This is a genomic window from Deltaproteobacteria bacterium, from assembly GCA_015233135.1.
GTDB lineage: Bacteria > UBA10199 > UBA10199 > JADFYH01 > JADFYH01 > JADFYH01.
In genome coordinates, this window is record JADFYH010000022.1 from 19,929 (window position 1) to 33,038 (window position 13,110).

At 44.5% G+C, this 13,110-nt stretch carries 10 protein-coding genes; 8 read left to right on the top strand and 2 right to left on the bottom strand.

Going from position 1 to position 13,110, the window contains the following annotated elements; all coding sequences use genetic code 11:
• Positions 1-14 precede the first annotated feature (14 nt).
• Complete coding sequence (locus HQM15_08115) at positions 15-1,010, bottom strand: AAA family ATPase (protein MBF0492730.1); 996 nt, start codon at positions 1,008-1,010, stop codon at positions 15-17.
• Positions 1,011-1,337: 327 nt separating this feature from the next.
• On the opposite strand from HQM15_08115, the gene HQM15_08120 reads away from it, so the two are divergent.
• From HQM15_08120 to HQM15_08155, 8 genes are all read left to right on the top strand, one after another.
• Positions 1,338-2,537: an argininosuccinate synthase gene (locus tag HQM15_08120; protein ID MBF0492731.1), complete on the top strand. Its 1,200-nt coding sequence runs from the start codon at positions 1,338-1,340 to the stop codon at positions 2,535-2,537.
• A gap of 9 nt (positions 2,538-2,546) precedes the next feature.
• Positions 2,547-2,927 (top strand): clan AA aspartic protease, encoded by a 381-nt coding sequence (locus HQM15_08125; GenBank protein ID MBF0492732.1) that lies wholly within the window; start codon positions 2,547-2,549, stop codon positions 2,925-2,927.
• 74 nt (positions 2,928-3,001) lie between these two features.
• Positions 3,002-4,150, top strand: a complete 1,149-nt coding sequence (locus HQM15_08130; GenBank protein ID MBF0492733.1) for an alanine--glyoxylate aminotransferase family protein — start codon at positions 3,002-3,004, stop codon at positions 4,148-4,150.
• 125 nt (positions 4,151-4,275) lie between these two features.
• On the top strand, positions 4,276-5,865 hold the full coding sequence (locus HQM15_08135) for a phosphoglycerate dehydrogenase (protein MBF0492734.1): 1,590 nt from the start codon (positions 4,276-4,278) through the stop codon (positions 5,863-5,865).
• Positions 5,866-5,978: 113 nt separating this feature from the next.
• Positions 5,979-7,268 (top strand): adenylosuccinate synthase, encoded by a 1,290-nt coding sequence (locus HQM15_08140; GenBank protein MBF0492735.1) that lies wholly within the window; start codon positions 5,979-5,981, stop codon positions 7,266-7,268.
• A 98-nt stretch (positions 7,269-7,366) separates the two neighbouring features.
• Positions 7,367-7,855 carry a PTS sugar transporter subunit IIA gene (locus tag HQM15_08145; GenBank protein ID MBF0492736.1) on the top strand — a complete coding sequence of 163 codons (489 nt, stop codon included), beginning with the start codon at positions 7,367-7,369 and terminating at the stop codon, positions 7,853-7,855.
• Positions 7,856-7,933: 78 nt separating this feature from the next.
• A complete protein-coding gene (locus HQM15_08150; protein ID MBF0492737.1) occupies positions 7,934-8,539 on the top strand; it encodes a hypothetical protein in 606 nt (201 codons plus the stop codon).
• 304 nt (positions 8,540-8,843) lie between these two features.
• Positions 8,844-9,839 (top strand): hypothetical protein, encoded by a 996-nt coding sequence (locus HQM15_08155; GenBank protein ID MBF0492738.1) that lies wholly within the window; start codon positions 8,844-8,846, stop codon positions 9,837-9,839.
• Positions 9,840-9,842: 3 nt separating this feature from the next.
• Here HQM15_08155 and HQM15_08160 read toward each other — a convergent pair whose 3' ends face one another.
• Complete coding sequence (locus HQM15_08160) at positions 9,843-13,100, bottom strand: efflux RND transporter permease subunit (protein ID MBF0492739.1); 3,258 nt, start codon at positions 13,098-13,100, stop codon at positions 9,843-9,845.
• Positions 13,101-13,110 lie beyond the last annotated feature (10 nt).

The window sequence follows — 13,110 nt, forward strand, 5'->3', positions numbered from 1 at the left end:
TCCTGTTTGTCATTTCAAGCCAACTGTCTAATCTTCACTTTAGCGTCTTCCAGAAGTTTTATGGACGCTCCACTCATAGGATAGGCCAGGTTAAAAACCACTTCTGAAATTCCAGAATTAATAATCATTTTGGTACAAAGGAGGCAGGGGGAAAAAGTAGTGTAGAGCAAGGCATCTTTAATACTTACCCCATGATAGGCTGACTGAGTGATGGCATTTTCTTCAGCGTGTGAACAGTAGCAATCTTCCAAACCCGCCCCCGATTTTCCAAAATTGTTGCAGCGCGGGCAGCCGCCTTCATTGCAATTGGCAACCCCACGAGGGGTGCCATTGTAACCCGTGGAAATAATGCGTTTATCTTTTACGATCACCGCAGCCACTTTTCGTTTGAGACAGTTTGAACGCATGGCCACACCTTGTGCGATATTCATGAAATAATCATCCCAGCTGGGGCGCACCTGATTCGCCGAAAGTTTGCGAACGATGTCTTTGAGTTGAGTGCGAAGTTCCTCAATCGTCTGATTGTTTTCCACTTCAATATCCGCCAAAGCCGCAGTCCCATCGAGTTGTTGGGCATGAGGGTCCTCGCTATTGGCTTCTTTGTCATCGAGGGTGATAAAATCTTCAAAATTTTTAGGATCTCCAATTCGTTGTCGGGCCAAAATTCTTTCAAATCTTTTTTGGGGGAGGGCTGCAACATGGATGAGGTGAAACCCCTCTTTGTCACGAAAAATTTCTACCTCTTTGGGATTACGAAACGAATCGATGACATAGTTTTGATCGGGCTGAAGTTTTGACATAATGCGCATTGCCAAGACAGCTGGCCCATAGGCATGCCGGAGTTCGTTGCCAATTTTAATCATATTTTCTCGGCTGCTGGGGAGAGAACGAAGATGCAGTTCCTCGCGCAACACATCCGAAAGAGAATAAAATCGAAATCCGGCCTCCTGAAAGAGAGAAGCCACTTCGCCCTTTCCGGCGGCGTTTTTTCCGGTGAGTCCGATGATCATGCCAAGGCTCTAAACAAAAAAAAGAGAAGTGTCAAAATGATATATCAAATCAAGGGGCTATGTTTTCAGCATATTGATAAATATGATTTTTTTTAAAGATATCCACAATTGTGCCCAGTCTGTGAATAAACATGTACTGTAATATATGGTCACCCACAGTCTGGCAACATCTGTGGATAAGTTTCAACATTCAAATTTTAATCAAATTCAACGTGTTATACTAAAAAATCTTTCGTCTCGTAGCAAGTATTGACTCCCTAAATCAGTCGTGCTAGCTGCCTCGAACATTTTTAAAAATGAATGTTCATTCAGAGAGGTTCTTTCAATATGTCTGATGTCAAAAAAGTGGTTCTTGCCTATTCAGGAGGTTTAGACACCTCCGTTATCATCCGTTGGCTCATCGAAAATTATCAATGTGAAGTCGTGGCTTTTGTGGCCGATCTTGGGCAAGGAGAAGAAGTGGAGCCTGTTCGAGAAAAGGCTTTAAAAACCGGTGCCTCAAAAGTTTATGTCGAAAATCTCAAAGAAGAATTTGCGCGGGATTTTATCTTTCCTATGCTTCGCGCTAATGCACTTTATGAGGGCGTTTATCTTTTAGGGACCTCGATTGCGCGTCCTTTGATTGTCAAAAAACAAATGGAAATTCTAGCGAAAGAAAATGCCCAGGCGATTTCGCATGGCGCGACTGGAAAAGGAAATGACCAGGTGCGCTTTGAACTCACTGCTTATGCGATGAAGCCGGATGTGAAGATTATTGCGCCTTGGCGTGAATGGGAATTCAAGTCGCGGACCGACCTCATTAATTATGCTGAGAAGCACGGAATTCCTGTTCCCGTCACCAAAGAAAAACCTTACAGTTCCGATCGCAACCTGATGCATATTAGTTTTGAAGGCGGCATTTTAGAAGACCCTTGGGCCGAGCCGCCTGAGAGCATGTTTGTCCTCACTACTTCCCCTGAAAAGGCACCTGATAAAGCGATCTACATTGAAATTGACTACGAAAAAGGGAATCCCATTGCACTGAATGGTGAGAAGCTTTCTCCGGCCAAATTTTTGGAAAAATTAAATCTCATTGCCGGTGAAAACGGAATTGGCCGAGTCGACATGGTCGAAAATCGTTTTGTGGGAATGAAAAGCCGCGGAGTGTATGAAACACCGGGCTGCACGGTTTTACATATTGCCCATCGGGCGATTGAATCGATTACGATGGATAGAGAGGTCTTGAAGATTCGCGACAACTTGATTCCTCAATATTCGGGAATGGTCTACAACGGCTTCTGGTATGCCCCTGAGAGAGAATTGCTGCAAAATTTAATTGATGATGCCCAGGCAAAGGTGAGTGGTACAGTTCGTCTGAAGTTGTACAAAGGAAATTGTCTGGTGGTGGGTCGTAAATCCCCGCATTCTTTATTCTCCGAGGCCTTTGCCACCTTTGAAAAAGATACAGTTTATAATCAAAAAGATGCCGAAGGGTTTATTAAATTGAATGCCTTAAGATTGAGGTTGAGGAAATTGTTGCAGAAATAAGGAAAAAAAATGGGTTATGTTCGAGCAAAAATACAATTAAAAAATCCTCGAGAAACTAGTTTGCAAGCGCTTCAGGTGGAGTCGTTAGTGGATACAGGAGCTTTGATGCTCTGCATTCCTGAACATATTCGGATTCAATTGAAGTTGGAAGAACTGGAAAAACGTGAAGTGACTATTGCGGATGGAAGAAGGCAAGTGGTGCCTTATGTGGGGCCTGTACAGGTGAGTTTTCAAAATAGAAATTGTTTTGTCGGTGCTTTGGTTTTGGGAGATGAAGTTTTATTGGGTGCCGTTCCTATGGAGGATATGGATCTGCTGATTTCTCCTGCGCATCAAGTTTTGATGGTGAATCCGGATAGCCCCAATTTGCCGCAGGCTTTGGTGAAGTGAAAACGTAAAAACAAACTTTTTAATGAGGTAGTTATTTTTAAATATTTATTTATCTAAATCTTAAGGAGAAAAAAATGTCTCTCTACAAATATCGTTTACTCGCCCCCGGTCCAACCCCTGTTCCCGAAAAAGTGTTAACTCACATGGCGGAACCCATTATTCATCATCGCACTGCCGCGTTTGAAGCCATTGTTGCGGAAGTGAAAGAGGGTTTGAAGTGGCTGTATCAAACCACAGAAGAAGTTCTCATTTTTGCGGCTTCTGGTACAGGCGCCATGGAAGGTGCTGTCATCAATGTCATGAGTAAAGGGGACAAGGCCCTGGTAGTTGACAGTGGAAAGTTTGGTGAACGTTGGTGGAAAATTGCCAAGGCTTACGGACTTTCTTTTGAGGTGATCCAGGTGGAATGGGGGAAAGCCGTTGATCCTAAAATTATCGCTGAAAAACTTGCGAAAGAAGATTACCGAACGGTGATGATTACGGCTTCTGAAACTTCTACCGGTGTAGCGCATCCTGTAAAAGAAATCGCGGAAATCGTAAAGAAGTATGACAGCACGGTTCTGATTGTGGATGCCATCACAGGCTTGGGAGTTTTTGATTTGCCTTGCGATAAATGGGGCCTGGATATTGTGGTTTCCGGTTCTCAAAAAGCCCTGATGTTGCCTCCAGGACTCGCCTTCGCATCGATATCTGCCAAGGCCTGGAAGCTGATTGATAAATCGGATATTCCGAAATTTTATTTTGATTTCAAAAAAGAGAAGAAGGCTATTCTCGAAAACACCACGGCTTATACCCCTGCAGTCTCTCTGGTTATTGGATTGAATGATGTATTGAAATCGATGAAGGCCATGGGCCTGGAAGGTGTCTTCAAAAAGCATCAGCTGCTGGGTTCTGCCTGCCGCGAAGGTCTTAAGGCGATGGGTTTGAAACTGTTTGCCCCGGAACATCCCTCCAATGCGGTAACCGCCGTTTATTCTCCCGAAGGAATTGATGCCGGTAAAATCGTAAAAGGTTTGCGCGATGGATTCAACATGACTATTGCCGGCGGACAAGATGCCGCAAAAGGCAAGATCTTCCGTATTGGTCATCTGGGTTACTATGACCCTATGGACATGGTGAGTGTGCTTGCAGCCATCGAAATTACCCTCCATAAGAATGGATACAAACTGGAATTAGGAAAAGGTGTTGGGGCGGCGTTGAAGGTGATTGCGGAATGTAAATAAAATCTTTCCTCCCCTTAAACTAAGGGGAGGTAGGAGGGGTTATGGCCACTTGGACAAAATCACCATAACGCCCCCTAACCCCCTCTTAGCTTAAGAGGGGGAAGAATAATGATGGATTCTATCTTATGCCAAAAATATTAATTTCAGACAAACTTTCAGAGGCGGGTTTAGCCATTCTTAAAAAGGCGTCTGGCCTCGAAATAGATACCAAGGCCGGTCTTAAACCGGATGAACTCAAAAAAATCATTGGTGAATACGATGGACTGGTGATTCGTTCGGGCACCAAAGTAACCGCAGATCTACTTTCTGCGGCTACCAAGCTCAAGATCATCGGCCGTGCAGGGATTGGTGTCGATAACGTGGATACCGTGGCGGCGTCTAAAAAAGGCATCATTGTTGAAAATACTCCGGGTGGAAATGTAGTGACTACCGCGGAGCATGCGATTGCCATGATGTTTGCCGTCGCACGAAAAATTCCACAAGCCACCGGAAGCATGAAGGCCGGCAAATGGGAAAAAACCAAATTCGTGGGGGCCGAGCTCTACAATAAAACTTTAGGCATCGTTGGAGTAGGGAACATCGGTAAAATTGTGGCCGACAGGGCCATTGGCTTAAAGATGAAGGTGATTGCCTATGATCCTTTTCTCTCCAAAGAGAGCGCCTCTAAAATGGGTGTCGAATTGGTGGAGCTGAGTGATCTTTTTGCCCGTGCTGATTTTATTTCGACTCACACGCCTCTCAATGATAAAACCCGAAATTTAATCGATAAGGCCGCTTTTTCAAAAATGAAAAAAGGAGTTTATCTTATCAATTGCGCCCGCGGTGGTATTGTCAATGAAGATGCCCTGGTGTCAGCCATTCAGGAAGGCATCGTCTCCGGAGCCGCGCTGGATGTGTTTGAACAGGAACCTATTAATCCTGAAAATCCTTTGCTTAAATTAGACCAAGTCATTTGTACTCCACATTTAGGGGCTTCAACCGATGAAGCTCAAGAAAATGTATCCGTCGAAGTTGCCGAGCAGATGGTGGAGTTTTTTGTGAATGGCGTGGTGAAAAATGCCGTGAATTTCCCTTCCATCAGCGGTGAGCTGTTGGGTATACTGCAGCCTTATCTTTCCATTGCTGAAAAATTAGGAAAGGTACAAGGGCAGCTGGCCGAAACGAATCCGGAAGAAATTCTCATTGAATATTCCGGCGAGCTTGCCAATCTTCCTGTGGCTCCGTTGACTGTCTCTATTTTAAAAGGCCTGCTTGAAAATTTGCTTACCGACATGAGTGTCAACTTCGTCAATGCACCTTTTATTGCAAAAGAACGCGGCATTAAAGTGACGGAAGCGAAACTCAACGAAGGCAAAGACTTTAAAAATCTCATCGAAATCACAGTAAAATCTTCTAAAGGAAGCCGCTCTGTTTCTGGAACTATTTTTGGAAACAAGCATGCACGCCTGGTTCGTATTGATAATTTTTATCTGGAGGCCTTGCCTGAAGGGCAGATCCTGCTGGTTCATAATCAGGATAAACCCGGGGTTATTGGAAACCTGGGAAGCCTGCTCGGAAAAAATAATATTAATATCTCCCGCTTGCAGTTGGGACTGCTCAAAGAAAAAGAAGAAGCCATTGCTTTTTATAATATTGATCAAGTGGTGAGCCCGGAAATCTTAAAAGAGATTTCCAAATTGCCTAATATTATTTCGGTGAAGCAGTTGTCTTTGTAATTCTTTTCCCCCTCTTAAGCTAAGAGGGGGTGAGGGGGCGTTATGGTAATTTCGTTCAAGTGGCCATAACCCCTCCCGACCTCCCCTTAGCTTAAGGGGAGGAGGAGATCACCATGCCAGGTCTAGTCATTCTCGGCGCCCAGTGGGGCGATGAAGGTAAAGGTAAAATTGTGGATCTCCTCACCGAGCAGTCAGACGGCGTGGTGCGCTTTCAAGGGGGGAATAATGCTGGCCATACCCTCGTGGTGAAAGGGGAGAAGACGATTCTTCATCTTCTCCCTTCTGGTATTTTACATCCTAAAAAGTTTTGTCTGATTGGCAACGGTGTGGTTTTAGACCCTGCGGTTTTTGTCGATGAAATTCAAAAAATTAAGGCCCGCGGCTATCTTAAAAACGATAAACAGCTCAAGATTTCAGATCGTCTTCATATTATCTTGCCTTATCACAAACTGATCGATCAGCTGCGAGAACAGGCCAAAGGCGATAATAAAATTGGAACCACTGGTCGTGGGATTGGCCCGTGTTACGAAGATAAAGTTGCCCGGCGTGGAATTCGTTTGGCCGATTATATTTCTCCCGACTTGTTTCGAAGACGTTTGGAAGAAATCCTCCCAGAAAAAAATCTCTACATTGAGCGCGTTTTAGGAGGGAGAGGCTTTGATTTGGAAGAATTGTATCAAGAGTCTTTGGCCCATGCTCGCATCCTTAAAAATTATGTAGAAGATGGTTCCCTGTTTCTGGATTCTCAAATTAAGAAAAAGAAGAATATCCTCTTTGAAGGAGCCCAAGGCACTTCACTGGATGTCGATTACGGAACTTATCCCTTTGTGACCAGTTCCAATACCTCTGCCGCGGCTGCTTCTACAGGCTCGGGGCTTGGCCCAAAACACATTCATCAAATTTGGGGCGTCACCAAGGCCTATAGCACTCGCGTGGGTTCGGGTCCTTTTCCTAGTGAGTTGAATGATGAGAAGGGGCAACTGTTGCGGGACAAAGGTGGAGAATATGGTTCCACCACGGGGCGCCCCCGTCGTTGTGGCTGGTTAGATTTGGTAATCTTAGCTCATGCCATACGAGTGAATTCGCTGACCGGGCTTGCCATCACAAAACTGGATGTCCTCGCTGGAGTAGGCAGAATAAAGGTTTGCACGGCTTATAAGTTGAGAGGAAAAATAATCAAAAGTTTGCCTGCTACTGTGGAAGAATTGAATGCCTGTGTACCGGTCTATAAAGAGTTAAAAGGTTGGAATGAGCCGATTTCTGCGCTTAGAAGTTTTTCCAAGTTGCCTTCATCGCTTAAAGATTATCTGAAATTTATTTCGGACCAACTTGAAATCCCTTTTACTCTCATTTCTCTCGGACCAGGACGAGAGGAATCCCTTTTATTGAAAAAACCTTTTTAAGGCCTTAAAAAGGCATTGAATAATATTACAGAGATTTATATAGGGCTAGTTTAATCGAGACATCATAAAGATTCTTATTGTTAATAATTGGGCAAGGCATGGAACTTAATCAAAAAGCTCGAAAAAATTCGCTCATGCTCTGCCATTATTTGAGTCCTTCTCACATTCTTCTCCTCCCAGGCAAAGTGAGTAAAGAAACGGTCATTGATGGACTTTTAGAAAGACTTTGTGAACTTTCTCATTTGAAGGATGTTGAGTCTGTAAAAAAAGCTGTTTGGGATAGAGAAAAAGAGGGGAGAACTGTTTTAGAAAATGGTTTGGCCATCCCCCATGCTCGAGTTCCTAACCTGGATGAGTTGAAATCCTGTTTGGCTATTATCCCAGAATCCTACCTGGATCCCGTCGAAAATGTCCGGGTCAATGAAGTTTTTTTATTTTTATCCCCCCAAGATCATTTCGAGGCCCATCTGCAAATGTTGGCCAAAATTTCCAGAGTCTTCCAAGATCCTATTTTTATTGACAATTTACTCAAGGTTGCTACGCCCGAAGATGCTTTTACGCTGATTCAGCGACAAGAGAGAGTTTAAAAGAAAAAAAAGATGTTTTTTTAGCAACTTTCAAGAGAACCTGCCGATGACATAAGTGAAACAGGGGGTATTTTCATTATGCTGCCAATTTTATTAAGAACGTTAGCAGTTGTAGGTGTGGGTGCCCTTGCTTGGGGTTGTGAGGAGTTATTTAGAAGCAATTCTGACAATAACAGTCGAGATGTTTTTACACCCCCTCGTCCAAGAGTCCCCATTTCAGACTGCAACCAAATTGCTAGAAGTTTGAGACTATTTAGAGCGATAGATCCAGGTAGAGAACTAAGTCTTTTTAGAGAGCAACGTATCCTTGATAAAGTGAATCGTCATCAAGCAGAAATAAATGCTGGGAATTTTAGGCCTATTTCTTCAGATCAGGATTTAAGAAGTTCGCTCCTGTTATTGTCTGGCTTTGCTTTTTATGTGGGGAGCAATGGCTTAGTGGATAGGCTAAGTGAGGTTGAAAATTTAAGAGAGGTGGCTGATCTGTTAGACTATGCCGTCAACAACCAACATGCCACTAGTGTTAATTTTAGAAGTTTTTTGCTTTATGACTATGGCGACAATGCCTCACATCCAAATGTTGTAACATCCGCTAACGTTGAGGCCTTCGCAGAATTTTCTCGATGTCGTAGAGCAGACCCCAATGGAGAACTGAATTTCAAGTATTCTGGGTGGGCTCAATAAATTGATGAGTAACAAATGTAAGAAAAAAAACTTAATAAGAAAAAGTTTCCAAGAGTGGACCCGGTTTTATCAACAGTTTCCCGGAAGGCCTTCTCGAGTAAATCCTGATGGTAGTGTTGTTCCTCATCTCAGGCCCAATCCAGATACTGTTGCGCCCAGGTTTGTTAATTCAGAGGGGGTCGCAACAAAACCTGGTGAGGTATCTAAACCGTCACAACCACCCGTTTTATCCAGACCTGAAGCTCATTTTGCACCACAAGAGCCCAATACAAATCATCTCCCTCTTGAACACTCTTCTCCTAATTTGAGTTTACAAAAACAGGCTGCAATTTTTTCAAGTGCCTCTACCCTTCAGCCTCACATTGCCTCCGACAAGAATGTGCCACATCTAGATGCCAGCACGCACTCGCAGGAGAGAAGCACCTTAAGTGATACTCAAAAAATAGCTTCAAGTTCCAGCGCAATGAATGCAGCAAAGAATTTAGGGATGCCCCAAGCTCTTGTTAAAAATGATTTGGTGTCGAACAAGGTTGGAGGCATTCTCAATTCCGCTCCTTCTCAAATTACCAATAGCCTCAACACCTCTCTCTCTTCTAAGTCTTCCGTGGCTTCTACTTCCGTCTCAAAACCAGAAGTTCAAATCCTTGCTCAAGAAAATAAAAATAATGCACAAACTACCGAGAGTTCAGGTCAGAGGGGTCTTGGTTCTACAGCTGAACTCCTCGGACAAAATCTAAAGCCCCCTTCTGCTGCACTCTTGGCCGATCAGTCTCCCTTGCTGAATAATTTTAGAGGGGCAGTATTTAATTCACAGACCCCTGCTTCTTTTTTAAGTTCTTTGCTTACTTCTTCCCTTTCTGAAACGGCAAATCTTGGCTTTTTAAAAAGTATGGTTTCTTATCCTGGGCTTTCCTTGTTAGCTCCCCAATTTGTTCATGCAGAATTGGGGCAGGGAGTTGCACTTTTTAATAGTACTCAACTCAATTCTCATCTCATTCCTTTCCAGGCCAATAGTGCTTTAATGGCCTCGTTGATTTTTCAATTTCCGGAATATGCCTCTCTCTTTTATTCGATCTTAATTGGTGAAATTGCGGCACAGCTGATTCAGAGGAAGCGGGATGAAAAGGAGAGAGCCCGTCGTAAACGTGTAAATAAGTATGGGCAGATCATTCGTACAGAAGCGGCTCCCTCCATTGATGTAGATGTGCATGAGGGGCAAGAGGAGATTCGGGAAGAGATTGAAACCTGGGTGCGAATTAACAGTAAAAAAGAGACCTTGAGATTTTGGGAACAGGCCTGAATATTAAGATTTATTCTCCTTCCAAAGGAGATAAATAGAAGGATAAACCATCAGCTCTAATAAAAAGGAAGAGAATAATCCTCCCACCATCGGGGCTGCGATGCGCTTCATGACATCGGCTCCAATCCCCGTCGAATAGAGGATAGGTAAAAGCCCCAGGAAGGCGGCCAGCACCGTCATCATTTTTGGGCGCACGCGCTTGACGGCGCCATGGACGATGGCTTCGACCAGCTCATTTTTGGAATTCAGTTTTCCATTTTGCTTCGCATCGTTATAAGCCATGTTCAGATACAAAAGCATGAAGACGCCGGTCTCCGCATCCAGACCCAAAAGCGCGATAATGCCCACCCACACGGCAACAGAGAGTTGGTAATCCAGAAAATAAAGCAGCCAGATTGCGCCGATGGCAGAGAAGGGGACGGCCAGCAAAACAAGAGCTGCCTCAACGGCAGAGTTGGTGTTGAAATAGAGCAAAAGAAAAATGAGCACGAGAGTCAGAGGCACCACGTAGAGGAGTCGCTCTTTTACCCGTTCCATACTTTCGTATTGCCCACTCCACAATACTTGATAGCCCGCAGGAATTTTGAATTTTTCACGCAGTAATTTTTTGCCCTGAGAAACGAAGCCTCCCAAATCTTCTGTCTTCAGATCAAACTGCAGATAGGCCGCTTGATGACCGTTTTCATTGCGTATCATCGCAGGACCTTTTTTGATTTTTAATTCGGCAAGCTCCGAAAGTGAAATTTGTTCGCCTGTGGGAGTAATCACGGGAAGGCGTTCTAAATCGGGGAGAGAACTTCTGTTGTCGCGATTGAAACGCAGGTTGAGGGCATAACGTTCAGCGCCTAAGTAAATTGTGCTGATGTTTTCACCGCCTATGGCTTGGGAGATCATGAAGCTTGCGTCTTCCATGCTCATGTCATATTGGCCCAGCTTTTCGCGCTTGAATTCGAAGTCGATGTAATTGGTTTTGACCCGCTCACTGGAAATGGAACTTACTTGAGGATTATTTTTAAACAAACTTTCTATTTGTAATTCTATTTTTTCGATTTCTTCCAAGTTGTTGCCCAAAACTTTTATTCCTACAGGAGAGCGCAAACCTGTGGCCAGCATATCGATGCGGGCACGAATAGGTTTGGTCCAGGCATTGGTGACTCCCGGAAATTGCAGGGACAAATTCATTTCATCCTTCAGCTCTTCAGCGCCGATGTGGTCGGGCCAAAGATGTTGAAAGGGAGTTTGAAAGACTTGTGGCCAATGAGAATAAAATCTTTCTCTTTTCCGCCATTGGTCTTGGGGTTTAAGAATAATGGTGGTTTCCGTCATTGAAATTGGAGCGGGATCAGTCGCTGTCTCCGCGCGCCCTACCTTTCCAAAGACACTTTCCACTTCCGGAAATTGCATCAGGAGTTTGTCTTGCTTCTGCAGCAGATTGGCCGCCTCGGTGACGGAGATTCCAGGCAAGGTCGTCGGCATATACAAGATGGATCCTTCATAGAGAGGAGGCATGAATTCTGATCCCAAGTGAAGCAGGGGATAGAGCGTGGTAAAAAGTAAAACAAAAGAGACGAAAATTATTTTTTTGGAATGCTTCAAGCTGAAGCGGCAAATAGGTTCGTAGATTTTAAATAAGACCTTGCTGATGGGATGTTTTTCTTCGGGATAATAAGTGCCGACGCAGACTGCATTTAAGGTTTTAGTGATTGTCTTCCTCGCAAAAGCGGGGAGCCATTTTATCTTTAGACTAAACGGTTCCATCCGTGTAAAAAGCATGCGCAAGGCGGGGTCCAGGGTGATGGCAAGCAGGGCGGCAATCGCCATGACGATGTTTTTTGAATAAGCGAGCGGTTTAAAAAGTCGCCCTTCCTGATCTTCCAGACTAAAGATGGGGAGGAAGGCAATGGCGATCACTAATAGGGAAAAAAAGACGGAAGGGCCCACTTCTTTCAAAGCCTCAAGTCTCACCCGATGAAAATCTCCTTTTCGTCCTCCTGCAATCCAGAGTTCCAATTTTTTGTAGGCGTTCTCTACTTCCACAATGGCTCCATCCACGAGAACCCCCAGAGAAATGGCGATACCCGAAAGGGACATGATGTTGGAGGTGATGTGCATTTCTTTCAGCAAAATAAAGGAGAGCAAAATAGAAATCGGAATCGTCACGATGGGAATCATCGCCGAAGGGATATGCCAAAGAAAAATCAGAATCACCAAACTGACAATGAGCAGTTCATGAAAGAGTGTGGATTTGAGGGTATCGATCGATTTGAGAATAATATCCGAACGGTCGTAAGTGGTTACAATCTCAACTCCTGCGGGGAGAGAGTCTTTCAATTCATTCAAACGCTGCTTCAGCCTGTCAATCACCTGAAGCGCATTCTCGCCTTGTCGCAGGGTAACGATACCCCCCACCACTTGTCCTTCACCATTCAACTCGGCCACGCCACGTCTTAAATCTGGACCAAGTTCAACCACTCCGAGTTGTTTAATTAAAATGGAGGTATGGCTTGCGGGATCAAATTTTACTGCGACATTTTCGATGTCCTGGATATTTTTCAGGTAGCCCCGACCGCGTATCATGAATTCCTGGCCGGCCATTTCCAGAACTCTTCCGCCCACTTCCTGATTACTTTTTTTGAGGGCCTCTCGAACTTCAGCAAGACTGATATTGTAGGCCTGGAGTTTATCCGGAGCAATATTCACCTGATACTGCCTCACAAATCCGCCCACCGTGCTTACTTCCGCGACCCCTTCCACGCTTTGCAAGGAGTAGCGCAGATTCCAATCCTGAAAACTTCGCAAATCCGACAAAGAATTTTTCCCACTTTTATCAATCAAGGCATATTGAAAGATCCATCCCACCGAAGAGGCATCCGGCCCCAGTTCAACACTGGCACCGCTGGGAAGTTTTGGAGTGATCTTGGCCAACGATTCGACCATGCGAGATCGAGCCCAATACAAATCAGTTCCTTCTTCAAAAATAATATAAATAAAGGCCGACCCAAAATCGCTGATTCCGCGGATGGCCTTTACTTTGGGAGATCCCAGCAAGGCAGAGATCACAGGGTAGGTGATCTGATCTTCAATGCGATCGGCGCTTTGTTCCCATTTCGCGTAAAGAATGACCTGGGTATCCGACAGATCAGGAATGGCATCCAGAGGTGCAGTCTTGAGTGAATGGATGCCGACAAGGCACAAGAAGGCCGTGAACAATAAAACAAGGGCCCTGTTTTTTGCGCAGAATTCAATTATTTTGAGGATCATAAATTTATTT

Excerpts from the sequence above, each read along its gene's own strand:
- HQM15_08160 (MBF0492739.1), bottom strand. The coding sequence starts at position 13,100 with ATGATCCTCAAAATAATTGAATTCTGCGCAAAAAACAGGGCCCTTGTT.
- HQM15_08120 (MBF0492731.1), top strand. The coding sequence starts at position 1,338 with ATGTCTGATGTCAAAAAAGTGGTTCTTGCCTATTCAGGAGGTTTAGAC.
- HQM15_08125 (MBF0492732.1), top strand. The coding sequence starts at position 2,547 with ATGGGTTATGTTCGAGCAAAAATACAATTAAAAAATCCTCGAGAAACT.
- HQM15_08150 (MBF0492737.1), top strand. The coding sequence starts at position 7,934 with ATGCTGCCAATTTTATTAAGAACGTTAGCAGTTGTAGGTGTGGGTGCC.
- HQM15_08145 (MBF0492736.1), top strand. The coding sequence starts at position 7,367 with ATGGAACTTAATCAAAAAGCTCGAAAAAATTCGCTCATGCTCTGCCAT.
- HQM15_08140 (MBF0492735.1), top strand. The coding sequence starts at position 5,979 with ATGCCAGGTCTAGTCATTCTCGGCGCCCAGTGGGGCGATGAAGGTAAA.
- HQM15_08115 (MBF0492730.1), bottom strand. The coding sequence starts at position 1,010 with ATGATCATCGGACTCACCGGAAAAAACGCCGCCGGAAAGGGCGAAGTG.
- HQM15_08130 (MBF0492733.1), top strand. The coding sequence starts at position 3,002 with ATGTCTCTCTACAAATATCGTTTACTCGCCCCCGGTCCAACCCCTGTT.
- HQM15_08135 (MBF0492734.1), top strand. The coding sequence starts at position 4,276 with ATGCCAAAAATATTAATTTCAGACAAACTTTCAGAGGCGGGTTTAGCC.